Here is a 21943-nt window from a genome sequence, read left to right as displayed (position 1 = left end):
TCAGTTCCTCCGTCCATACAATCATACCATTTAAGTATAGCACATTCCTGTTTGTGATTGAAAGTTGTCTTAAAATATGGCAAGATGGAGGAAGAAATACGGGAAAGAGAGTGACCAAATGAAACGCAATTATCATGTAAAATTTTTAAATGAAAAAGATACCGTTTTGGTAGAACAAATATGCGCCGAATGTGAGGATTACTTTAAAATTGAACAAGGGCGGACGGCAAATTCAGACGACGCCCGTGCGATTTTAACCGACTTGCCAGAAGGGAAAACGCGCTTTGACAAATTTGTGATGGCCATTTTAGATGAAGAAGAATCACCTATCGGTCTAATTGATGTCGTAACCGATTTTCCTAAAAAAGGCGAATGGATTATCGGGCTCTTAATGCTTGTGCCAAAAGCGCGTAAAGCGGGCATGGGACGCGTCTTACACCAAGTAATCCAAGACTGGGCAATAGACGGCGGGGCCTCTTCTCTTCGGATTGGAATTTTGGAAGAAAATGAAGCTGCAAAAGGATTTTGGGAACATTTAGGTTATCAAAAACAGGAAGAAAAAATGGCCCAGTATGGGGATAAAACGCATCAGGTGGGCGTTTATACACTGCAAATTTAAATAGCATAAAAATGAGCTGCCTTATCACTAGGCGGCTCATTTTTTGAAAAAAGAAGCGACTTCATCTTGAATATTGCCGCAAAAAATACCACTTTCAATTCGCGAAATTAAATCATTTAATAAATGAAGGTCCGCTTGAAGGTGCTCGGTAGCATTTTGAATAATTAGCGCCGTTGCAGAATTTTCAGGATTCGTTTTTTTATCGCGCGCACGCTCAAAACTGGATTCGAGCTCATGCGACACCGCATTTTTTCGTTCATTTAAATAAAATAAAAGTTTATATGTATCCGCATAATCAGCAAAAAGCAGAGCCGGATATATGGTTTTATAGGCTAAAATATCTTTTTTTAAACAGTTTATAAAGCTCTTTTTCAATCTGAGCGCGTCCCTTTTCTGTAATTGCGTAAACCGTTTTAGTAGGCGCTTTTTCATTTTCCACAATTTCAGCAACGGAAATGCAGTCATTTTTTAAAAGTGAGTCAAAAGCGTAATAAATTTTCGCATCGTTAATTTGGAATAAATAATCCCAATCATAGTGTTTTAAAAAGCGTTTCACATCATAAGGATGCACATTTTGATAGTCTAATACACCCAAAATAACCAGTTTTAAAGACATCCCGTCCTCCCCTTTCTAACATGATAGTATTATATCACTAACAAAAACGAAAAACTAAAGTATAGACTTTTGACAAAGAAAAGTCAGCTTGGCTATAATGAATGGAGAAGTAAAACGGGAAAGGATGACGGAAATGGCAGAATTAAATTGGGCAGTTGTTGGCCCTGGTGAAATTGCGCATCAATTTGCGCGCGGCATGCAAGACTTAAATCGCAAAATTTATGCGGTAGGCGCACGCAAAAAAGAAAAAGGGGACGCATTTGCGGAAGCCTACGGAATTGAAAAAGTGTACGATGATTTTGATGCCCTTTTTCGCGATGAAAAAATTGATGTGGTGTATATTGCAACGCCAAACTCCAATCATTACGAATTTATGTTGCAAGCTGTAAAAGCTGGGAAACATATTTTAGTCGAAAAAGCGATTACGATAAATTCGGCGGAACTTCTGGCTGTTCAGGCGGTTGCAAAGGAGAAAAATGTGATTGTTGCCGAGGCCATGACGATTTTTCATATGCCGCTTTATAAAAAACTAAAAGAAATAGCCGACTCAGGACGGCTTGGGAAACTTAAAATGATTCAAGCATCGTTTGGGAGCGCGAAGCCGAGTGATCCGGAAAATCGCTTCTTTAACCTAGAGCTTGGCGGCGGAGCCTTGCTTGATATTGGCACCTATGCGCTGTCGTTTGCCCGCTTTTTTATGACCGAAAAACCAAGTGAAATCCTGACGACGGTGAAAAAATATGAAACGGGAGTAGACGAACAATCCGGCATTATTTTGCGTAATGAAAAAATGGAAATGGCCGTTGTCAGTTTGACGTTCCGTTCAAAAATGCCAAAACGAGGCATTGTAGCCTATGAAAATGGCTTTATTACAGTTGAAGAATATCCAAGGGCAAACCAGGCGAGCATCACCTATTTAAATGGCGAGCAAGAAATTGTAACCGCTGGCGATTCTAACGCTGCTCTTTCCTATGAAATTCAAGATATGGAACAAAGCATTTTAACTGGCACGAATAAAACAGCGCCGCTAACAGAAGATGTGATTGCCATTATGACAAACGTAAGAGAACAATGGGGCATTCAATTTCCATTTGAAAAACGCTAATTAAAAAGCTATCCTATCGGCCTTAGCCACATATAGGATAGCTTTTTTTAGTGCTTCATCACCCGTTTTTCATTCTCTACTATTAAAAATTCTTTGGTTGCTAAGTTTGCCGTTAAAGCAGCCGTTACTTTTCCGTCTTGGCTTGTGCGTGAAATGATAATCTCGCTTTCAGTAGGAGTCGTGACATCTATTTTGCCTTCTAAATCAAAAGCAGGAGAAGTATTTCGGAATATTAATAAAGCGAGTAAATTTTGGACAACAGGCCGTTTAACTTCTTCGTCAACCTCCGCTCGGGTATAGTAATGGCGATTAATATTTCGTCCTTCTTTTGTCGCTTCTAAAAGTTCAATATCATTTTCGCCGGCTAATAGCCCGACATAATAGATTTGCGGAATGCCAGGTGCAAAAATTTGAATAGCTCGTGCCAGTAAATAACTGGAATCATCATTGCCAAGAGCGCTATAGTAGGTACTATTAATTTGATAAATATCTAAATTATTGTAATTGGCGCTGGAATAAACTTTCTTTACATTAGCACCCACTTTATATAACTCTTCAGAAGTATAGTGAAGTTCTTCGTCTGTCAATAAGTCACGCGCATCTACAACACCAATCCCATCATGTGTATCCAAGGTTGTAAATTGCTTCATAGGGCTCATTTTTAGCCAGTTAGCTAGACGAACAGACTTCCCGCTGTATAAAGAAAACAAAGTTAGCATTGGTAAAGCGAAATCATAAACAAAATAATTATTTTTTGCAATTTTCATCTGAATCGAGTAATGTTCATGAATTTCTGGCAAAAGTTCCATGTTATACTTAGCTGCTTCTTGGCGAACTTCATCAAGCAGCTCCCAAATTTCTGGCTCTACAAAAAAATCTGTTGTATCTAATTTTTTTATAGCATAAGCAAAGGCATCTAGGCGAACGACGGAGCAACCATGAAAGCTCATGTCTTTTAAAGTATTAAAAATAAATTCTTTCACTATTTCCTTGGTCACATCCAAGTCAATTTGTTCTTCCCCAAAAGTATTCCAAACCTCTTCTTTTGACCCATCGTGAAATTCGACTAACTGAAAGGGAGCCTTATCTTTTCGTTTATAAATAAGGTCAATATCTTCTTTATTAGGGCGTCCTTCTGGGAAAAAATTATGGATGCGAATAAACATTTCTTTATACGGAGAGGCCTCGTGATTTTTCTTGAAATCCTGAAAAAATACCGATTCACGTGAAATATGATTAATCATAAAGTCAAACATCAGATAGTATTCTTCACCAAGAGATTCTACATCTGCCCAGTCCCCAAAAGCTGAATCCACGACAGTATAGTCACTAGGTGCAAAACCACGATCACCAGTAGATGGGAAAAATGGTAATAAATGGACACCTCCAACTGTTCCTTTAAAATGGGTATCCAAAATTTGTTTTAATTCTCCTAAATTTTTTCCTAAACTATCCGCATACGTAATTAGCATTGCTTCATTTTTGATTTGCATTATATCTTATCCTTTCACGGCTCCGCCAGTAATTCCTTCTACATAATATTTTTGTAAATAAAGAAAGAGGATGGTGATGGGTATTGCAACCACTAGGCATCCTGCTGCAAATGTTGTGTACATCTGCTGAGCAGTCTCTTTATTAATCATGGAATATAATCCTATTGCAACAGTATATTTTTCAACTCTATCACCCATGATGACTCGTGCAAAAATGAAATCCATCCAAGGCGTCATAAAAGCCATTAAAGAGGTGTAGACGATAATCGGTTTAGACATCGGTAAAGTTATTTTAGTAAAAATTTGCGCTTTTGTTGCTCCATCAATCATAGCGGATTCATCTAATGAAAGAGGAATCGTATCAAAAAAGCCTTTAGCAATGTAAAAAGTGAGGGCTGCAGTTGAGGTATAAATAAAAACAAGACCAGTTAGAGTTTGCGTCATATTAATGGCTTGTAAAATATAATATACTGCAATCATACTCATAAAAGCTGGAAACATATTTAACACAAGAGCGATTTTTAAATAATTATTTTTCATTTTAAAGCGCAATCGACTCATTACATAAGCCATTGAAACCGTAATAAAAGTATTTAGTAAGCATGAGGCAGTAGCCACAATAAATGTATTTCCTAACCATTTGGCAAAAGGAAAATCAGGATTATCAGCAAATAAATATTTAAAATTATCCCATGTATAGCTTTTGGGAAAAATATAAGAAACAAATTGCCCTGGTTCTGCTCTAAATGCAGTCAAAATCAAACCAAAAAATAGGGAACAGCCATAATAAAGCCAACAGCCATAAAACAAGATTAAGCGGCAGATTAAATTTTTTAATCATTTATAAACTACTCCCTTCTTTATAAGATTTAGTCCGTGTATAAACTAATAAGGAAACAACGGCGCTTAGAATAAAAGTAACAATACCAATTACGGAAGCAAGATTATAATCAGCGTTGTCGACCGTTAATTTATATAGCCATGTGACAAGCAAATCTGTCTCACCAGCGCCGTAATAGTTACTGTTCGAAGGGAGTCCGCCAGTTAGGAGATAAATGACATTAAAATTATTTATATTTCCTACAAATTGTTGAATCAAGCTAGGAGCCATTACGGTTAAAATTTGCGGGAAAGTGACATTTCTAAAAATTTGAAAAGGGTTAGCGCCGTCAATTCTTGCAGCTTCTAACTGCTCTTCTGGTAAATTGATTAAAACGCCCGTTGTAATTAACATGGATGCCGGAATCCCAATCCACATATTTACAAAAATAATAGAGACTTTTGCCCACAAGCCATCCGTTAAAAAAGGAAGTGCAGAAGAAATCACTCCAGAATTAATTAAAAAAGTATTAATGGGTCCAGAGGCATGTAATAAGTTTTTCATAACGAGCAGTGAAACAAAAGGCGGAACCGCCATCGTAATAACAAATAATGTTCGCATCACCTTTTTTCCTATGACCCCTTTAGCGTTTAACATAACGGCAAGAACTACCCCAAAAAAGAAGCAAGTGAATGTGGCAAAAGTAGCCCAAACCAGCGTCCAACTTAGGAGCGGGAAAAAAGTACTCGCTATATCGCCTGATAGCACATTACCAAAATTTGAAAAGCCAATCCAGTCAAATAAATTTTTAGGTGGTAGGTGATTATGATCATAACTTGTAAAGGCGATTGAAATCATATACACTAACGGCAAAATAGTGAAGACTAATATACTAATCGTAGGAATAGTTAGTAATGTGAGATGAAATTTACCATCAAACAATTCTTTTGTTTCCTCTAAAAGAGAAGGGATATGTTTATTTTCTCGACTTAACTCATCTAGTTTTACCGAACTTTTGATGTTTAGTCTCCATAAAAAAAGAAAGCCAATAATAGTAAAGAGGGTACATATGCCAAATATTAATAAAAGGGTTGAATTATCGCCTGCAATGCGGACCTTAAACCCTAATTTTTCATCAAATTGCCATCCCTGGGGATTGGTTCCGAGTGTAATTAAACCTTGTAAGGACTGTACGCCACTTGTTATCATAAAAAATATAAATGTTAGTTCTGTTGCTAAGAAAAATAAGCCTTTAAGAATTTGTTTTTTAGCCAGATGACCATATCCCATAATTAGGAATGATAACTTAGTAGCTAAACTTCCCTTTTTAAAAGCATTTAGTAAAAATAGTTTATCCTTCATACTCTCACCTCGTTTAAATGAATGAGGAATAGCTAGTACTATTCCTCATAGGTCGGACCACTATTTGGCAGGTTTAGAAACGTCGCGTACGAGCTTATCTAATTTTTGTTGCATTTGATCCACTTTGACTACTCCTTCATAACTGTCTACAAGAAGGGCGTTCATATTAGGCCAGAAGTTTTTCATTTCTGGTAACTTAGGCATCAAGACCGAATGCTCAGGAGTTGTTGCTTCCGTAACCGTTTTTGCAAGTGGATCAGATTGAACAGTTTCACTTTCGCGAGCTTCTTTATTACTTGGAACAGTATTTATTTCTTTAAATACTTTTAATTGAGCTTCTTTATTTGTAACGAATTCAGCTAAATCCATTGCTTTTGAAGGATTTTTAGTTGCTGCATTTACGACAAAAATAGGAACTCCGCTAAAAGCTTTTAAATTAATTTCGCCATCTCCAAAATTTGCTTTAGGATAAACAACTGTCCCCATGTTTTTACCAAGTATTTTTTCTACGTTTTGTGCATTCCAAACGCCGCTAAATAAAGCGGAAATTTTTCCATCCTGGAGAGCGCTGATTTCATCTGCATTTAATGCTACGATATTCGGATTTTTACGAGCATTTCCAACCCATTTTAAAACGTTTAATCCTTGTTCATTATTTAAAGTAGTATCTGTCACATCTTCCCCGTCTTCCCCGTATAAAAGGGCTCCATTTGCTATAAACCATGGTGTTAAACGATAATCAGCACCTGCTTCTGCAAGGTTAAGCCCAACCTTTCCTTTTTTAGTCAAGCTATCTAATGTGCGTAAATCTTGTTCGTTATAAACGCGTTTATCGTAGTATAAAAACATAGCATCGGTACTAGCAGGGTAGCCATATAATTTATCTTTATAAGAGGAGGCTTGAATAGCCATCGGGATGTTTTCTTTTGTCACTTGATCTGCATATTTTTCATTTTCATAAACTGAACCAGATTCTACTAATTGGCCTAATTGATCATGTGGGAGCCGGATAACATCTGCTGCAGCATCTGCATCTTTTAGTAAAGCATCATCCGCTTCTTCGACTTCAATGACTTTGACTGCTACACCATTTTTTTCTTCAAATTCTTTTGCTAGTTCGCGATATACACCAGCTTGATTCAAGCCAACCCACATTTTTTAAAGGCTTTTTATTTTCTGCACTTTGGGTTTTGCTATCATCCTCAGATTGTCCACAAGCAACTAAAAAGCATGCCAGAGCGATAAAAACTATACTTAAAATCATTTTCTTTTTCATTTTTTGTTCTCCCTTTCGATTATAAAGTATGGTGATGCTTATTTTTTTAAGTGCTTTAGTAAAATGCATAAATAGATTTTTTTTAAAACGTTGTGAATGATTATTGCTAAACGTTTCTGTCTATAACAATAGCTTGATAGGGCTGTGCGATGAATTTACCATCTTGTATAAGGAGTTCATCATAGTTATTGCTTAATAAATTACCTGTAAAATCACTAGGATTAAATTCCATCGTTTTATTTTGGAAATTAGCAAAGTAAAGTACTTTTTGATCATTTAAAACGCGTTCATAGGCCATAATATTATCTAAATCGGCAAATTTAGGTACGGTTTTACCATAAATTAATACATTTTTAAAGGTACCATGATTTCTAAGAGATAGCAGGTTTTTATAATGATGGTAAATGGAATTTTTATTTTGAATGGCCGCCTCTGCGTTAATCACTTTATAATTTGGATTAACTGGTAACCAAGGTGTCGCAGTTGAGAATCCTGCATGTAGTGAAGCATCCCATTGCATAGGTGTTCGTGAATTATCTCTGCTACGATAGGAAACGAGATCAAATACGGTTTTTTCATCTAGTTTACTCGCTAGGCCATTGTTATATTGATTGTGAGTGGCCACATCTTCATACTCATCTATCGAAGCTAACTCTATATTTTCCATTCCAATTTCTTCGCCTTCAAAAATTACGGGTGTGCCTCTAAATCCGAGAAGAATGGTAGCTAACATTTTCTTCGTAACTTCTGAAATATCTTCTTTATTTCTTGAAAAATATTTATTGATAGAACGATTTTGGTCATGATTTTCAAAATATGTAGCGCCCCAACCCATTTTTTGTACAGAAGTTTGGGCAGTTAAAAGAGCATCACGTAACTCGTTTACAGTCCAATTTGTTGGCAGGAACCATTCGCCCGTTTCAGGCACATCAATGTCGGCTGCTCTAAAATCAAATACCATATTGAAGAACCCATCGTTGCCAATAAAATTTTCTAATTCATCATCTGGGACAGCTGCTTCTGCGACGGTCATAATATCATGTTTAGCAAAGGTGTTCTTTTTTAAATCAAATAATAAATCTTGGATGCCTGGTTGGTTAATAATATATTTATCGATGGCAACTAGGCCGTCACTTCCGTCTTTTTGTGCGTCTCCTGCGAGCATTGTTTTTTTGATGTTCATGATGGCATCAATTCGGAATCCGGACACTCCTTTTTCTACCCACCAATTAATCATTTTGTAAAGCTCTTGTTTCATTTCTTCGTTTTCCCAATTTAAATCAGGCATTTTCGTAGTAAAGGCATGCAAGTAAAACATGTTTTTTCATTTGGTACTGGTTCCCAGGCGGAACCGCCAAAATAGGAACGCCAATTATTTGGCGGCTTGCCATTAGCGCCTTTTTTGAAGAAGTAATAATCACGATATTTACTTTTAGGATTAGCTAAGGCTTTTTGAAACCATTCGTGTTCGTCGGATGTGTGGTTAATGACTAAATCAAGTAGAATACGAATTCCTTTTTCTTTTGCTTTTGCAATGAGGCGATATAAATCTTCGTTTGTGCCGAAAGCTTCTGAAACCTTGTAATAATCAGAAATATCATAGCCGTAATCGGACCATGGGGATTTATACATGGGACAAATCCAAATGGCATTTGCTCCTAAATCCTTTATATAATCGAGTCTTTGCGTTATACCATTTAAGTCTCCTGTACCGTCTCCGTTAGAATCTTGAAAACTACGAGGATAGACTTGATAAATAATTGCTTCTTTCCACCATTTTTTAATTTCCATAAAACGCTCCTTTCAGATGTTGAATCATAGTGTGTGGAGTTAAATCTTATAAGGAAGATGTATAATAACTATCTAATAAAACGTTTTTAATTTAGTGATAGCGCAAATAGATATCCCATAAAACTCAACTCTTTTTGTTTCACCAAAATTATATGTCAAACGTTTTCATATGTCAACCGTTTTCATAAAATTAAATCATTGTATATTCAAGCTGTTTTCGACTATAATTAAAATATAGAGTATAAAAAAAGATACGAATGAGGAGAAGGTTATGGCAAGTATAGAAGATGTTGCAGCAAAAGCGAAAGTATCTGTGACGACTGTATCAAGAGCTACAAATAATCACCCTTATGTTTCAGAAAAAACGAAGAAAAAAATATTTAAAGCAATGGAGGAGTTGAATTATTATCCTAATAACATTGCGCAACAACTTAGAGGTCAAAAAACGAAGATGATTGGGGTCATGATATCGTATATTACTAATCCATTTTTTGCGCATTTGGTGGATGCTATTGAAAAAAAAGCCATGGAATTAGGGTATCACATTGTCATTCTGCAAACGCAAGGTCATGAAAAACTAGAAGATTTTTATATTGATTTAGTGCCTAAAAAACAATTGGATGGTATTATCATTACCAATTTGGAAACTGTGACGCCTAAAGTACAGAGCTTAATTGATGAAGGGAAACTCGTTTTATGTAACCGTTATATTGGGACTGAAAAATTGCCTGTTATTCATATTGATGAATATGAATCTAGTTACAAAGGAACGAAATTCTTAATCGAGAAAGGACATAAAAGAATTGGTTACTGTACAGGAGACGTTTGCCACCCGTATGATCGCCGTTTTAAAGGATTTTTAGCGGCACTTAAAGAACAGAACATTCCTTTTATCCAAGAAGACTTTTTTGAAAAAACATTAGGGATTGATGGCGGTAGAATGATGTTACGGGAATTAAAAAAGAGAGGGACTAATCGACCCACTGCTATATTTTCAAACGGGGATGAAGTGGCAGCAGGCATAATTAGTGAGGCGAGACGCCTTGAAATAAGCGTACCGCATGATATTGCTGTACTAGGATTCGATGACCATCCAATCGCGTCTATCACCTATCCTACGAAAATCACCACTATTGAAACAACCCATCGAACAAATGGGGATTTGCAGTATCCTACGATTGACTGCACAAATTGAACAAAGAGAAATTCCAAAAGTCCCGAAACTTCAAACTGAAATTATTATTAGAGATTCTGTTTAAATAAGATAGTATTTACCAAAAATAAAACATAGATAAGCGCTCGTTTCAATTTATGAACGAGCGCTTATTTTATAAAAAAGTGGGAGGGTTACTTTATTCAGTTAATGCAATTTCAGATTCTTTGTCAAAGAAGTGTGCTTTTGACATTTCGAAAGCGAGTTTTAAAACTTCGCCATTTGTATGTTCTGAACGCGAATCTACGCGTGCAACAAATTCGTGAGACCCAACTTGGCTATGAAGCATAAACTCAGCACCAGTTAATTCAGCTACAATCGTTTTAGCTTCAAACGTATAACCAGGGTTTGCTTCAATAACTAATGGCTCATCGTGAATATCTTCTGGACGAATACCAAAAACAATTTCCTTACTTTCATATCCTTTTTCTTTCAAAATTTTCAGTTGACCTTCCGGAATGGCGATAGTAAAGTCATCACCTACAAAATGGCCATTTTCAACACGACCATTAAAGAAGTTCATGGCAGGGCTACCGATAAATCCAGCTACAAACATATTCACCGGATGATCATATACTTCTTTAGGAGACCCAACTTGTTGAATAACCCCATCTTTCATAATAACAATACGAGTCGCCATCGTCATCGCTTCTGTTTGGTCATGGGTAACATAAATCATTGTTGTATCAAGCTTTTGATGTAGTTTTGTAATTTCTGCACGCATTTGTACACGTAACTTCGCATCTAAGTTTGAAAGTGGTTCATCCATTAGGAAGACCTTCGCATCACGGACAATCGCACGACCTAGAGCCACACGTTGTCTTTGACCACCGGAAAGGGCGCTCGGCTTACGTTTTAGATATTCTGTTAGGCCTAAAATTTCGGCCGCATTTTCAACACGTGTTTTAATTTCGGCTTTTGGCATTTTACGTAACTTAAGACCAAATGCCATATTGTCATATACCGTCATATGAGGATATAGCGCATAGTTTTGGAATACCATGGCGATATCACGATCTTTTGGTGCCACATTATTCATGACTTTTCCGTCTATGTAAAATTCCCCTTTTGAAATCTCTTCAAGACCAGCAATCATTCGAAGTGTTGTAGATTTACCACAACCGGACGGACCTACAAAAACAATAAATTCCTTGTCTGCAATCTCTAAATTAAAATCAGATACTGCTGTCACTTTATTATCATAAATTTTATATACATGTTGCAAAGATAATTGAGCCATTCTTTTCGCCTCTTTCTTTTTAACTTACTTGTATTGTATATGAAAACGCTTTACAAAACTATGGCAACCTGCACAAAAGCAAAATAATTTTTTGGGCAAGTTGACAGAAATCTTTGAAGCAAAAATATCGCCTGTTGAAAAGGGACAAAGGCCTTATTTTTATAAAGCGCCATTTCACGCGCTTTTGTTTGTGAAATTAAGAACTAAAGGCCTATTTTAGTTGGTAAATGAGGGAATTACTTTAAAAAGTACTTTATATTGTGTTATTATTATTTTGCTGATACAAGATATAGTTTTTGTAAGTTTGCGGAACAACATACAAAAATGAATTTACGGCAAGTCAGTCATAAGTAAATATAATCGGGGGAATGAGAAAAATGTATATGGAGCAAACTGTAGAACAAGTTGTTATTAAACGAGACGGTCGGAAAACATGTTTTGATTTGATAAAAATTAGAAGTGCAGTGCTTGCATCAATGAAAAGTATTCACGTAGAGGATGAAGCTTTTTTAGATGATATTTTAATCCGGATTGTGAATTCCTTACCAAATGATGAAGAGTTAACAATTGATGAGATTCAGCAAACCGTTGAAAATGTGCTGATGAAATCCACCTATCCAGATGTTGCGCGTAGTTACATAGAATACCGTCATGACCGGGATGCAGTAAGAGAAAATGTAACGGATATGACGAAAAGTGTTCAAAAATTGCTTGAAAAAGATAAGACTGTTGTGAATGAAAATGCGAATAAAGATGCCACTGTTTTTAATACACAGCGGGATTTAACAGCAGGTGCCGTTGCTAAAAGTTATGCGTTAAAATATATGCTTCCAAAACACGTTTCAAACGCACATTTAAAAGGGGATATTCATTTCCATGATTTAGATTATAGCCCCTATCATGCGATGACAAACTGCTGCTTAATTGATATTAAAGGTATGCTTGAAAAAGGCTTTACAATTGGGAATGCAAACGTTGAAAGTCCTAAGTCGATTCAAACAGCCACAGCACAAATTGCTCAAATTATAGCAAATGTGGCGAGTTCCCAATATGGTGGCTGCTCGGTTGACCGCATTGATGAAATTTTAGGTGCCTACGCGAAACGAAATTACGAAAAGCACGAACAAGAAGCAAGCGCATGGGTTGTTCCTGAAAAACAAAAGGAATATGTAGAAGAAAAAACGCGTAAAGATATTTATGATGCTATGCAAAGTTTAGAATATGAAATCAATACATTATATACAAGTAATGGACAGACGCCGTTTGTGACGTTAGGGTTTGGTCTTGGGGAAGACTGGTTTGCACGTGAAATTCAAAAAGCCATTCTAACTGTTCGTTTAGGCGGTGTCGGTAAAGATAAACATACAGCTATTTTTCCAAAACTCGTCTTTTCGCTTAAAAGAGGGACTAATTTAGAAGCAAATGATCCTAATTATGATATTAAACTGCTTGCTTTAAAATGTTCTGCAAAGCGCATGTATCCGGATGTTTTGAGCTATGATACGCTTACTAAATTAACAGGTGATTTTAAAGTGCCAATGGGATGTCGTTCATTCTTGCCTGCTTGGAAAAATGAAAACGGAGAATTTGTAAATGCTGGCCGAAACAATCTAGGCGTTGTGACGCTAAACATTCCGCGAATAGCGATTCAAAGTGGAGGAGACCAGGATAAATTTTGGGAGATTTTCCACGCGCGAATGCAAACTGTAAAAGATGCCCTTTTATTCCGTTTAAATCGTGTCAGAGAAGCACGCCCGGAAAATGCGCCGATTTTATATAAATATGGTGCTTTCGGAAAACGACTACACGACGGCGATTCAGTAGACCAGCTTTTCAATAAGGAGCGTTCCACCATTTCAATTGGCTATATTGGCCTTTATGAAGCAGCTACAGTATTTTATGGTGGCGAATGGGAAACGAATTCTACGGCAAAAGATTTTACTCTTTCTATTGTCAAAAGTTTGAAAGAGTATGCTGACGACTGGAAAGACAAGTACGGCTACTGGTTTAGCGTTTATTCTACGCCTAGTGAAAGTTTAACAGATCGTTTTAATCGCTTAGACCGCGAAAAATTTGGTGTTATTAAAGATATTACAGATAAAGAATACTATCAAAATTCATTCCATTATGATGTGCGCAAAAAAATTACACCGTTTGAAAAAATTGATTTTGAAAAAGAGTATCCTGAATTTTGCTCGGGTGGGTTTATTCATTACTGTGAGTATCCGAAACTTGTACACAATACAAAGGCGTTAGAGGCTGTATGGGACTATGCGTATGACCGGGTTGCTTATCTTGGAACAAATACGCCGATTGATAAATGTTACGAGTGCGAATTTGAAGGGGAATTTTCTCCAACAGAAGAAGGGTTTAAATGCCCGAACTGCGGAAATACGGATCCTGAAAAGGCGGATGTTGTCAAACGGACGTGCGGCTATCTTGGCAATCCGATGAAGCGCCCAATGGTACACGGACGCCATGTGGAAATTTCGAAACGCGTGAAGCATATGGAGCTTCGGGATGAATAATCCTGCACCAAAAGAATGGCAATCTGCTGATTTAAGTCGCGGCTATGTGGCCGATTATAAAGCCTTTAATTTTGTTGATGGCGAGGGGGTTAGATGCAGTCTTTATGTGTCTGGCTGCCCTTTCCACTGCGAAGGATGCTACAACAAGGCAGCGCAATCTTTCCAGTACGGGATACCATTTACGAGTGAGCTTTTAGATAAGATTATTGGTGATGTTGGTCATGTTTCCGTACAAGGCTTGACACTTTTAGGAGGGGAGCCCTTTTTAAATACAGAAACATGCTTAACTGTTTGCAAAAAAGTGCGTGCTGAGTTTGGAGATGCAAAAGATATTTGGTCATGGACAGGCTATACATTTGAAGAAATGATGCAAGAAACTGAGGACAAACTTGAATTACTATCCTATGTAGATGTTTTAGTAGATGGTCGCTTTGAACAAACTCTTTTTGACCCTAATTTAGCTTTTCGGGGTTCTAGTAATCAACGTATTATTGATGTGAAAAAATCAATGGCAAAAGGGGAAGTAGTCCTATATATGGAATAAAAAAAGCTCAGTGATAGCTACTTATTTAGTAGCGCTCACTGAGCTTTTTTCATTGTCAAAATGGCGCTTTACAAAGAAAGTATCATCTTGTTTAATGAGCAATCTTTGTTCTGCTAAATCTACCAGAATTTTATCTAGCGTTTTACGTGAAACGCCTCCGTATCTGGATAACATTGTTTTTGTAATGAAATCCGGAAGTTTAAAATAACCAGAATCTTCATGTGCATGGATTTTTTTACAAAAAGTTTGGAGAGTGTAAATAATTCTTTTTTCTGGGAGAAGATCGAATTTCATTAGTTCAAAACAAAATGCCGAAGAATTTTCTGTGACAGCTTCTAGCAGCCACTCCATATATTCAATTTTATTAGAGGCGAAATTTAAGAAAAATTCTCGATGTACTAGTACAATTTCGGATTCACAGTCGCTCATTACTTTTAGTGAATCTTGTACATTCATCACAAACGGTGATTGATGAATGGTATTTCCGGGAACGAAAAATTGTAAGATTTGCGAATTCTTATTTTCGAGATGCAAACTACCTTCTAAAACAATAAGTAAATGCGTATTTAACTTTTGAACATCTAGTTTTTGATTTTTACCCATAGTTTCAAAAACCACATAGGACGGATATACTTTATTTTCATTTAATTCTTGAAGCATATTTCGTAGAGCTTGGTGACTCATCAATATAATCAACTCCTAATTATTTATAAAATAAAAAGTACAAAACTTTTGATAGCTTTATGAGAACTGAAGATTTATAAAGGGGCTATAACGTGAAACGTTTTATTTTCAATTTTAATCATTTCTTTTCGATTTAAAGAAACTAATGTTTTATCTAGTTGTGTTCTTGAAATATTACTGTACTTCGCCAATTTATATTTATTAATAAAAGGAGGAACAACCAGATAATTATTTTGACATTCAGTATTTAGTTTTATACATAAATGTTGTAAAGTATGGACAATTTTATTCTCTGTTGAAAATTCATATTTGATAAGTTCATTATACAAGTTCAAATTATTCATTAAAGTCATCTCAAGTAACCACTCTAAGTAAGAGGGTTTGTTTACTGCGAAATTAAAAAAATATTCACGATTAATAAAAGTAAGTTCAACCTCCGTATCGCAAACTAAATAGAGCTTTTCAATTAAGTTCAAATTGGAAACTTGTTGATTAATGACATCTCCTTTTGAAAAGAAATGAATGATTTGGGTATTTGCATTTTGCATATGCAAAACACCATCATGTACGATAATAAATTCATTTTTAAACCGATCATCATTAATGATAGAATTTTTTGCTTAGTTTTTGTGAATTCATCCATGCGTCATCTAATTTATTAGTTTCTAAATCTTCTAATATTAATTTCGTTTGATTATTCAACAATGTCTTCATCTCCTATTAATTAATATCATATCAGGGTATGAAGGGGAGAATGTGTGGATTTTACACATTTAACGTACTTTTTTTTGTATAAAATAAGGCTACTATTAAGAAAGTTATAGGCGTTATAAAAGTATGCTTATGATAAGGAGAATACGGGAATGGAAGAAAAGAGTGTTTTGTAAAGGAGGAGCTTATCATGGAAGAAAAATCAACAAGGGAAGAGATGAATGAAAAATTTATCGAAGATCAATTTTTTGAATCGGGTAACACTGGTTTAAAGGCCCGCCAACTAGGCATCACTATTTTAGCTTGGATAGGTTTTTTTATACCCTTTGGCTTAGTTTTATTCCCTATTTTATTTTTAAAGGAAAGAGTTATAATTTTTGAGGCCTTTAAAACAGCCATTCGAATTTTTCGGATACTTGATGTATTTTTACTTATCGCACTTATTTTCATCGTTATCTATTTCTTATTTTTAACACATAAAACAAATAAATATTTTAAAGAACAATTATAAAAAGAAGTAACATACAACGAAGAAAACTTAAAAGTGCGAGAAAATACCTTAGAAGCCTTCTTCACAGAACGTTTTGGAGAAAAAACTGAGCGGGAGGTTGCCCAATTTGTCTCAATACCTGAAGAAAAAAACTTGGACGAAACCACCATCCGCGATTTATACCAAGAAAAAGGGGTGCCACTTAAATGAATTTAAGTCTCTTCCATACAGGAAATACCATTTTGGACCTCACCATGACAGTCCTTTTTGCTATTTTGCTTACATATCCTATTTTAGGAGGATTAGCATGGTTTTTTGGGGCATTTTGTTATAATTATCTATTCAAATACCGACAAAAAACATGGGCAGATATCCCAAAAGAAATAGAACCTTTTATTACCATCATGGTTCCCGCTCATAACGAAGAAGTTGTCATTGAAGACACAATCGAATATCTTATGAACAGTATAAATTATACTAACTATGAAGTGCTCGTAACTGATGATGGCTCAACGGACACAACGCCTGAAATATTAGCGCGCCTAATGAAAAAATATCCCAATTTGCGTGTCGTCCGCATCGAAAAAAACAAAGGAAAAGCACATGCCTTTAATATCGGCACCAGTTTTGCAAAAGGCGAGCTGATTCTAAGCAATGATGCTGATACAGTTCCAGAACCCGATGCCCTATGGAAATATATTAATTATTTTATCCGCGAAGATGGTAGAAATATTGCGGCCGTAACATCTAACATGGATGTACAAAATCGCTCAACCCTAGTTGGGAAATCACAAACCGTCGAATTTTCTAGCATTGTCGGCATCATTAAACGAACACAAAGCAGCGTTTTTGGCGTGATTTATGCTTACAGTGGTGCTAATACAATGTACCGAAAATCAGCCTGATGGATGTCGGCATGTTCCGCCAAGACCGTGCGACAGAAGACATTAGTATCGCCTGGGACCACCAAATGAACGGCTGGCTGTCGGTCTTTGCAGCAGATATCATTTTCTTTATGGAAGTACCAGAAACCTTAAACATGCTTTACAAACAAAGAAAACGCTGGGCAAAAGGTGGGACAGAAGTGTGGCTTACAAACTTTAAAAAAGTATTGTCCCACCCGTTTCAAAACCTTGGCCGGACATCCCTTTTCATTGACCAAACGCTAAGCATTTTGTGGACCTTCTTCTTTTGGATTTCAAGTATCATTTTTTTCGCCCGCTTTATATACTTGCTTTACATTTGGGATATCCCACAAATTTGGCTCATGCTCGCTGTCGCTTTCGTTTTTATCTGCTTCGAAATGATAGCCGGCGCCCTCCAATTGTTCGCTGCCTTATTAATTGACGATAGAGGGAAGAAAATGAAGTATTTTATGTTTGCGCCACTATATTTACTTTTCTACTGGATTATGAATGCCGTTACCATTTTAATGACATTTATTCCAGCCGTGAAAACCATTTTAGGTTTCGGCACGGGCGTTTGGGTTAGCCCGGAAAGACGCCAAAAATAAAAGGGAGTAGCCCGGCCGGGCTACTCCCTTTTTACCTATTATAGCGATCCAGTAATCCATAATCCAAATTGCGATAAAATGGCACTGCCTAAATAAGTACCAATGAAAACAAAAATCGCCACAATACCAATTTTCCATGAAGTTTTGGATAGATCAACAAGATGGTCGGCAACAGAAATGCCTGCAAATGCTAAAATTGGCGTTGTAATGGATAAGAAATCCACAGCTGAAATGGCTTTAACAAAAAAGTCGGAACTAAGACAAAATAGTAATGAAACAAGGGATACCCAACCTAAAACGGGGAAATTACGTAAAAATCCAACGGGTGTTTTTTTCATAACATCAGAAATAATAATGCCAAGAAAAGCAAAAAGCCATAAGACAAGTAAACCAATTAGCGTATTAGTGACAATGGGCGTGCTTTCAGGGTTTTTCCATAACTTTACACCTTGTGTGAATAAAATAAGCGCGACGCTAAGTAAAAGGATTAAGCCCAGTTTGACATATTTTTTACCAAGAGTTTCATTTTGCATGTTGTTTGCCTCCTCTAGTTAAGGTGCGGTACATAAATCTTTGCAGTGGGACAGCTAGGAAGACCATGGTATAGGTTCCTAAAAAACTAGTGAGGAGCTGGCTTGCGGCTGCATAAGACAATATGGTGGAGCTTTGTTCAGGCACTTGGGCTGCGAGTGTGGAAGAGGCGGCTGTCATCATGCTGGCAGAGCCGACGCCTGAACTCATGGCAAGTGCCTTAACATCAAACCCTAGAGCAAGTAAGAATGGCGCGAAAATGCTGAAAAAGATTGCGCCAAACAGTGTTCCGATTAAATAAATGGAAAGGACACCACGACCTTCAGCAGAATTAAGCGTATATTTTTCCGAGATGTAAGCGAGTTCACCTTCACGACCAAGTCCAAGTGTCGCACCAATCGCTTCACGGCGGAGACCGAGCATAATGGCAACTGGGAGGCCAAGTAGGACTGTACCGAGGTTACCTAGTTCTTGTAATAAAAATACCCAACCGATGCTTAAAATTTCTTTAATATGTGGGGCTACGTCTGCTCCGTATCGAGCCATAAGCGGGAGCATAATAATAATTAAATATTGACCAGAAAAACCAACATTTTCTTTGCTATAAATTTTCTTTAAAATCCCTTTTCTAAAAAACGGAATGCCAAAAATCATACCGATTGCTACAGCGAAAACGAGCGGTAAAACTGTAACGGTTACAGAACCAAATTGCAGTGTTTTGATGCCAATTAATTCTGAAATCGTAATGATGATAAGCACTGCGGCAATTAAATAAATAAACCCTTTTTTCATTTTGTCCTCCTTATTTGATGATCGATTCGATCAGCTGTTCATATTCTTTGTAGTTTCGTTTATAAAATTTCGATGTGTCTAAGTGGCCGTTCATTTCTTCAAATACTTGGCTAACAAAGCGAGGAAATTGTTCGAGTACAAAACGGTCATCAATCATACGGAAATCATCCCCATGAATGGCACCGGTAAAGCCACCATAGCTAATTTGGATGCACGGAAATAAAAAGGCAAGATCACCGATATCCCCAGCAGCCGCAATACCCCCGCGGTCATCAATTAGGCCAGTGATTTCCTCATTTTTATCAAAAGCTTTCTTTACAAAAGTGTTTAAATACTCATCTTGAACAAATGGAAGATAGCCCATTTGAGTTTCTATTTCAACACTTCCGGATAAAGCGGCTGCGCTATGTTCAGCTGCGAGGTCTAATTTCTTGGCTGTTTCTTGCATATAGGCTGTTGTTTTTGTACGCAAGTCAGTTCCAACTGTGACGCGATTCGGAATAACGTTTGTTGACATGTCACTATTCATAATAATGGGATTAAAGCGGACAAGTTGATCGTCGCGTACTTGCTGGCGTAGTAAACCAAGTCCAACATTAAATAAGGTGGAAATACTATAAGCATTGACCCCGCTAAAAGGATCAAAGCCAGCATGTGTAGCTTTTCCTTCAAAATGATAGCGTTTATAAAGGAATCCGGCTAAATCACAGCCAATTTCAATTGTCGGTTCATCAAACGTTTCTCCTATAGCGTGCACGCAAATCCCAAAATCAATATCATCAAAAACACCAAGCTTCATCGCTTCTGGCTTGCCGCCGTAATACGTAACGGTACCTTCTTTTCGTAAATTTTCACGATAATCTAAATCTAAGTATTCCTCGGCAGGTACAAAAACAAAAGCAATATTGAAATCATAATTTTTATAAACTTCGGTTTCGATTAAATAAGCATATAGTGAGAGTGCTGTTGTAATTTGTGTGAAGTGACCACAATTGTGTGCTGCACCAGTTTCCTTATCAGCGCAAAAATGGGTAGGAGCGTAGACGGCATCAAGTTCAGCGATAAAAGCCATTGTGACAGGTTTATCTTTTGAGAGATACGTTTTGATGCCCGTCGTACTAAAATAATTCAGTTCAATTTGATTATTCTTACTTTTCAGAAACTCTTCAACCAAGGTTTTCGTTTTCCATTCTTTATAGCCTAGTTCGGGATTCTCAAAAATCTGGTTTGCAATTTTTTGCATTTCTGCAAACTGCTTGTCGAAAAACATATTTATCCTCCTTGCTTTTTAATCTACTTCTAATGATAAAGAGAATAAAAAGTGAAGTCAACCCTATTTTATAAAAAACACGAATGATTATTTATTTTATTTAATTTATATACGCATTTAATCGGATAGAAAAGGTTTTCGTGAAATAAATCGCTTGCTTTTTAATGTGAAAAGTAAAACCAGCCTTGTGCTTAGGCTGGCCATTTGTTTTTTATTCAGACTGTTCTTCTACACTTTTATTTTTTTCCTCATCGAGTTTTTTCTTAATGTACTCATTGATATATTTATTTGCATCACTGCCTTTTAGTTCAGTAAAATCAGGAATTTGGTCGACATCAAGAGTTACGCCACTTAGACCATAATCGCTTAGGTCGCCGCTAATTTCTTGGACTTTATTTTTAGGCATTGGTGAGCCGGATATGGTCACAGTAAGTGTATCTTTTTCCTCATTATAGCTTTGGTCTAGAACAACATAATCCGAAAATTCATCGGTCACAAATTGATTGATGGAGGACTTCTTAATACTTTCTTGCACAAGGATGGATGCTGAAAAAATACTTGGAATAACAATAAGTAGTGATAAACTGATAATCCATATATTAATACGACGGTGATGTTTACTACTTTTCTCTGTATAGAGCGGGAAGCGCATAAAACGGATACCAATAAACGTTGCGATTGTAATAAAAGCACAGTTTATGATAAATAAGTAAGAAGCGCCAACAAAATAAGAAAAATTTAGAGTGGCAATGGAATAGCCAATCGTACAAACTGGAGGCATTAGAGCCGTTGCAATTGCCACTCCTGGAACTATATTGGTGCTCGTTTTTTTAGTTGCTCCAATAATGCCGGCAACCCCACCCGCAAAAGCAATAATTACATCCCAAATGGTGGGGGACGTTCGGGCGATAATTTCGTCACTCGCGTATGTAATCGGTGAAATTGTAAAATAAAGTGTCGCCACAACAAGACTAACAAAGACTTCCACCAAAAGTAAAATCGCTGCTTTTTTAACAATATAAAAATCAAAAACAGAAAGCCCGTATCCCACGCCTAAAATTGGAGTCATAAGTGGGGAAATAAGCATGGCTCCAATAATAACTGGAATAGAATTCATATTTAGGCCAATGGAAGCAATGAGGATGGCACACATTAAAATAACGGAGTCGCTCGTTTTAATTTTTAAATCTGAAATAATTTTTTCTCTAAATTCTAGTGCATTATAATTTGTGTTAGCCATAATTTCTCCTTTAACGGCAAGTATTATTAATTTTAAAATTTCTTGTTTAAATCTTGGGTTTTTTAAACATTAAGGTAGAGTTCCGAAATATGTGCAATAATGATA

The 21943-nt window shown here is 36.5% G+C and carries 23 protein-coding genes and 2 pseudogenes; 9 read left to right on the top strand and 16 right to left on the bottom strand.

The genetic code is table 11. The features are described from left to right. Positions 1-118 precede the first annotated feature (118 nt). Positions 119-619: a GNAT family N-acetyltransferase gene (locus LFLEISCH_RS10860; protein ID WP_007476402.1), complete on the top strand. Its 501-nt coding sequence runs from the start codon at positions 119-121 to the stop codon at positions 617-619. 36 nt (positions 620-655) lie between these two features. On the opposite strand, the gene LFLEISCH_RS10855 is transcribed toward LFLEISCH_RS10860, so the two are convergent. Together LFLEISCH_RS10855 and LFLEISCH_RS10850 are read right to left on the bottom strand one after the other, a co-directional pair. Next, positions 656-994 (bottom strand): hypothetical protein, encoded by a 339-nt coding sequence (locus LFLEISCH_RS10855; RefSeq protein ID WP_007476400.1) that lies wholly within the window; start codon positions 992-994, stop codon positions 656-658. Beyond that, entirely contained in the window at positions 945-1235 is a 291-nt protein-coding gene (locus LFLEISCH_RS10850) for a PadR family transcriptional regulator (protein WP_007476398.1), read from the bottom strand. Before LFLEISCH_RS10850 ends, LFLEISCH_RS10855 begins: the two co-directional genes overlap by 50 nt. A 133-nt stretch (positions 1236-1368) precedes the next feature. Here LFLEISCH_RS10850 and LFLEISCH_RS10845 point away from each other — a divergent pair, with 133 nt between their 5' ends. Next, positions 1369-2340, top strand: coding sequence for a Gfo/Idh/MocA family protein (locus LFLEISCH_RS10845; protein ID WP_007476395.1), 972 nt, complete (start codon positions 1369-1371; stop codon positions 2338-2340). Positions 2341-2387: 47 nt separating this feature from the next. Here the strand turns inward: LFLEISCH_RS10845 and gtfA are convergent, their stop codons facing one another. The 7 genes and pseudogenes from gtfA to LFLEISCH_RS16205 form a co-directional block, all read right to left on the bottom strand. After that, complete coding sequence (gene gtfA, locus LFLEISCH_RS10840) at positions 2388-3833, bottom strand: sucrose phosphorylase (protein WP_007476392.1); 1446 nt, start codon at positions 3831-3833, stop codon at positions 2388-2390. Between the two features lie 6 nt (positions 3834-3839). Beyond that, a pseudogene (locus tag LFLEISCH_RS10835) lies at positions 3840-4674 on the bottom strand (sugar ABC transporter permease). Next, positions 4675-6015, bottom strand: a complete 1341-nt coding sequence (locus tag LFLEISCH_RS10830; protein ID WP_007476387.1) for a carbohydrate ABC transporter permease — start codon at positions 6013-6015, stop codon at positions 4675-4677. Positions 6016-6075: 60 nt separating this feature from the next. Then, entirely contained in the window at positions 6076-7158 is a 1083-nt protein-coding gene (locus tag LFLEISCH_RS10825) for an extracellular solute-binding protein (RefSeq protein WP_159099769.1), read from the bottom strand. Further along, on the bottom strand, positions 7115-7291 hold the full coding sequence (locus tag LFLEISCH_RS15395) for a hypothetical protein (protein WP_159099768.1): 177 nt from the start codon (positions 7289-7291) through the stop codon (positions 7115-7117). Before LFLEISCH_RS15395 ends, LFLEISCH_RS10825 begins: the two co-directional genes overlap by 44 nt. Positions 7292-7397: 106 nt before the next feature. Then, positions 7398-8579 (bottom strand): alpha-amylase family glycosyl hydrolase, encoded by a 1182-nt coding sequence (locus LFLEISCH_RS10820; protein ID WP_159099767.1) that lies wholly within the window; start codon positions 8577-8579, stop codon positions 7398-7400. Then, positions 8567-9082 carry an alpha-amylase family glycosyl hydrolase gene (locus LFLEISCH_RS16205; protein WP_051057310.1) on the bottom strand — a complete coding sequence of 172 codons (516 nt, stop codon included), beginning with the start codon at positions 9080-9082 and terminating at the stop codon, positions 8567-8569. The genes LFLEISCH_RS10820 and LFLEISCH_RS16205 overlap by 13 nt, the downstream gene beginning before the upstream one ends. Before the next feature lie 271 nt (positions 9083-9353). Between LFLEISCH_RS16205 and LFLEISCH_RS10815 the strand changes: the two genes are divergently transcribed. Then, entirely contained in the window at positions 9354-10277 is a 924-nt protein-coding gene (locus LFLEISCH_RS10815) for a LacI family DNA-binding transcriptional regulator (RefSeq protein ID WP_007476383.1), read from the top strand. Between the two features lie 157 nt (positions 10278-10434). On the opposite strand, the gene LFLEISCH_RS10810 is transcribed toward LFLEISCH_RS10815, so the two are convergent. Next, a complete protein-coding gene (locus tag LFLEISCH_RS10810; RefSeq protein WP_007476381.1) occupies positions 10435-11535 on the bottom strand; it encodes an ABC transporter ATP-binding protein in 1101 nt (366 codons plus the stop codon). 377 nt (positions 11536-11912) lie between these two features. On the opposite strand from LFLEISCH_RS10810, the gene nrdD reads away from it, so the two are divergent. Beyond that, complete coding sequence (gene nrdD / locus LFLEISCH_RS10805) at positions 11913-14063, top strand: anaerobic ribonucleoside-triphosphate reductase (RefSeq protein ID WP_007476379.1); 2151 nt, start codon at positions 11913-11915, stop codon at positions 14061-14063. Then, positions 14056-14607 carry an anaerobic ribonucleoside-triphosphate reductase activating protein gene (nrdG, locus tag LFLEISCH_RS10800; RefSeq protein WP_007476377.1) on the top strand — a complete coding sequence of 184 codons (552 nt, stop codon included), beginning with the start codon at positions 14056-14058 and terminating at the stop codon, positions 14605-14607. Before nrdD ends, nrdG begins: the two co-directional genes overlap by 8 nt. Positions 14608-14628: 21 nt before the next feature. On the opposite strand, the gene LFLEISCH_RS10795 is transcribed toward nrdG, so the two are convergent. Both LFLEISCH_RS10795 and LFLEISCH_RS10790 read right to left on the bottom strand, forming a co-directional pair. After that, on the bottom strand, positions 14629-15291 hold the full coding sequence (locus LFLEISCH_RS10795) for a cyclic nucleotide-binding domain-containing protein (RefSeq protein ID WP_007476375.1): 663 nt from the start codon (positions 15289-15291) through the stop codon (positions 14629-14631). Positions 15292-15365: 74 nt separating this feature from the next. Continuing rightward, positions 15366-15996 (bottom strand): annotated as a pseudogene (locus LFLEISCH_RS10790) (cyclic nucleotide-binding domain-containing protein). Between the two features lie 196 nt (positions 15997-16192). Here LFLEISCH_RS10790 and LFLEISCH_RS15975 point away from each other — a divergent pair. Genes LFLEISCH_RS15975 through LFLEISCH_RS15960 form a run of 4 tightly spaced genes read left to right on the top strand, consistent with a single transcriptional unit; the run spans position 16193 to position 18005 of the window. Continuing rightward, positions 16193-16513, top strand: coding sequence for a hypothetical protein (locus LFLEISCH_RS15975; RefSeq protein ID WP_007476370.1), 321 nt, complete (start codon positions 16193-16195; stop codon positions 16511-16513). A gap of 33 nt (positions 16514-16546) precedes the next feature. Then, positions 16547-16702 carry a hypothetical protein gene (locus LFLEISCH_RS15970; RefSeq protein WP_007476369.1) on the top strand — a complete coding sequence of 52 codons (156 nt, stop codon included), beginning with the start codon at positions 16547-16549 and terminating at the stop codon, positions 16700-16702. Next, positions 16699-17397, top strand: a complete 699-nt coding sequence (locus LFLEISCH_RS15965; RefSeq protein ID WP_241432905.1) for a glycosyltransferase family 2 protein — start codon at positions 16699-16701, stop codon at positions 17395-17397. Before LFLEISCH_RS15970 ends, LFLEISCH_RS15965 begins: the two co-directional genes overlap by 4 nt. An 11-nt stretch (positions 17398-17408) precedes the next feature. Beyond that, positions 17409-18005: a glycosyltransferase family 2 protein gene (locus tag LFLEISCH_RS15960; RefSeq protein ID WP_241432904.1), complete on the top strand. Its 597-nt coding sequence runs from the start codon at positions 17409-17411 to the stop codon at positions 18003-18005. A gap of 38 nt (positions 18006-18043) precedes the next feature. Here LFLEISCH_RS15960 and LFLEISCH_RS10775 read toward each other — a convergent pair whose 3' ends face one another. The 4 genes from LFLEISCH_RS10775 to LFLEISCH_RS10760 form a co-directional block, all read right to left on the bottom strand. Next, a complete protein-coding gene (locus tag LFLEISCH_RS10775; RefSeq protein ID WP_007476367.1) occupies positions 18044-18538 on the bottom strand; it encodes a hypothetical protein in 495 nt (164 codons plus the stop codon). Beyond that, positions 18528-19328: a DUF3100 domain-containing protein gene (locus LFLEISCH_RS10770; RefSeq protein ID WP_007476363.1), complete on the bottom strand. Its 801-nt coding sequence runs from the start codon at positions 19326-19328 to the stop codon at positions 18528-18530. Before LFLEISCH_RS10770 ends, LFLEISCH_RS10775 begins: the two co-directional genes overlap by 11 nt. A 10-nt stretch (positions 19329-19338) precedes the next feature. Continuing rightward, a complete protein-coding gene (locus LFLEISCH_RS10765) occupies positions 19339-20598 on the bottom strand; it encodes a M20/M25/M40 family metallo-hydrolase (RefSeq protein WP_007476362.1) in 1260 nt (419 codons plus the stop codon). 211 nt (positions 20599-20809) lie between these two features. Further along, positions 20810-21838: a DUF389 domain-containing protein gene (locus LFLEISCH_RS10760; RefSeq protein ID WP_007476360.1), complete on the bottom strand. Its 1029-nt coding sequence runs from the start codon at positions 21836-21838 to the stop codon at positions 20810-20812. Between the last annotated feature and the right edge of the window lie 105 nt (positions 21839-21943).

Origin of the sequence: Listeria fleischmannii subsp. fleischmannii LU2006-1, from assembly GCF_000344175.1 — a bacterium.
Lineage (GTDB): Bacteria > Bacillota > Bacilli > Lactobacillales > Listeriaceae > Listeria > Listeria fleischmannii.
The sequence above is the reverse complement of the archived record's forward strand: the minus strand, read 5'-3'. Positions and strand labels throughout refer to the sequence as shown.

What these genes read in the sequence shown, in the direction of transcription:
- LFLEISCH_RS10860 (WP_007476402.1), top strand. Translation starts at nt 119, where the DNA reads ATGAAACGCAATTATCATGTAAAATTTTTAAATGAAAAAGATACCGTT.
- LFLEISCH_RS10850 (WP_007476398.1), bottom strand. Translation starts at nt 1,235, where the DNA reads ATGTCTTTAAAACTGGTTATTTTGGGTGTATTAGACTATCAAAATGTG.
- LFLEISCH_RS10845 (WP_007476395.1), top strand. Translation starts at nt 1,369, where the DNA reads ATGGCAGAATTAAATTGGGCAGTTGTTGGCCCTGGTGAAATTGCGCAT.
- gtfA (WP_007476392.1), bottom strand. Translation starts at nt 3,833, where the DNA reads ATGCAAATCAAAAATGAAGCAATGCTAATTACGTATGCGGATAGTTTA.
- LFLEISCH_RS10830 (WP_007476387.1), bottom strand. Translation starts at nt 6,015, where the DNA reads ATGAAGGATAAACTATTTTTACTAAATGCTTTTAAAAAGGGAAGTTTA.
- LFLEISCH_RS15395 (WP_159099768.1), bottom strand. Translation starts at nt 7,291, where the DNA reads ATGAAAAAGAAAATGATTTTAAGTATAGTTTTTATCGCTCTGGCATGC.
- LFLEISCH_RS10820 (WP_159099767.1), bottom strand. Translation starts at nt 8,579, where the DNA reads ATGCCTGATTTAAATTGGGAAAACGAAGAAATGAAACAAGAGCTTTAC.
- LFLEISCH_RS16205 (WP_051057310.1), bottom strand. Translation starts at nt 9,082, where the DNA reads ATGGAAATTAAAAAATGGTGGAAAGAAGCAATTATTTATCAAGTCTAT.
- LFLEISCH_RS10815 (WP_007476383.1), top strand. Translation starts at nt 9,354, where the DNA reads ATGGCAAGTATAGAAGATGTTGCAGCAAAAGCGAAAGTATCTGTGACG.
- LFLEISCH_RS10810 (WP_007476381.1), bottom strand. Translation starts at nt 11,535, where the DNA reads ATGGCTCAATTATCTTTGCAACATGTATATAAAATTTATGATAATAAA.
- nrdD (WP_007476379.1), top strand. Translation starts at nt 11,913, where the DNA reads ATGTATATGGAGCAAACTGTAGAACAAGTTGTTATTAAACGAGACGGT.
- nrdG (WP_007476377.1), top strand. Translation starts at nt 14,056, where the DNA reads ATGAATAATCCTGCACCAAAAGAATGGCAATCTGCTGATTTAAGTCGC.
- LFLEISCH_RS10795 (WP_007476375.1), bottom strand. Translation starts at nt 15,291, where the DNA reads ATGAGTCACCAAGCTCTACGAAATATGCTTCAAGAATTAAATGAAAAT.
- LFLEISCH_RS15975 (WP_007476370.1), top strand. Translation starts at nt 16,193, where the DNA reads ATGGAAGAAAAATCAACAAGGGAAGAGATGAATGAAAAATTTATCGAA.
- LFLEISCH_RS15965 (WP_241432905.1), top strand. Translation starts at nt 16,699, where the DNA reads ATGAATTTAAGTCTCTTCCATACAGGAAATACCATTTTGGACCTCACC.
- LFLEISCH_RS15960 (WP_241432904.1), top strand. Translation starts at nt 17,409, where the DNA reads ATGTTCCGCCAAGACCGTGCGACAGAAGACATTAGTATCGCCTGGGAC.
- LFLEISCH_RS10775 (WP_007476367.1), bottom strand. Translation starts at nt 18,538, where the DNA reads ATGCAAAATGAAACTCTTGGTAAAAAATATGTCAAACTGGGCTTAATC.
- LFLEISCH_RS10770 (WP_007476363.1), bottom strand. Translation starts at nt 19,328, where the DNA reads ATGAAAAAAGGGTTTATTTATTTAATTGCCGCAGTGCTTATCATCATT.
- LFLEISCH_RS10765 (WP_007476362.1), bottom strand. Translation starts at nt 20,598, where the DNA reads ATGTTTTTCGACAAGCAGTTTGCAGAAATGCAAAAAATTGCAAACCAG.
- LFLEISCH_RS10760 (WP_007476360.1), bottom strand. Translation starts at nt 21,838, where the DNA reads ATGGCTAACACAAATTATAATGCACTAGAATTTAGAGAAAAAATTATT.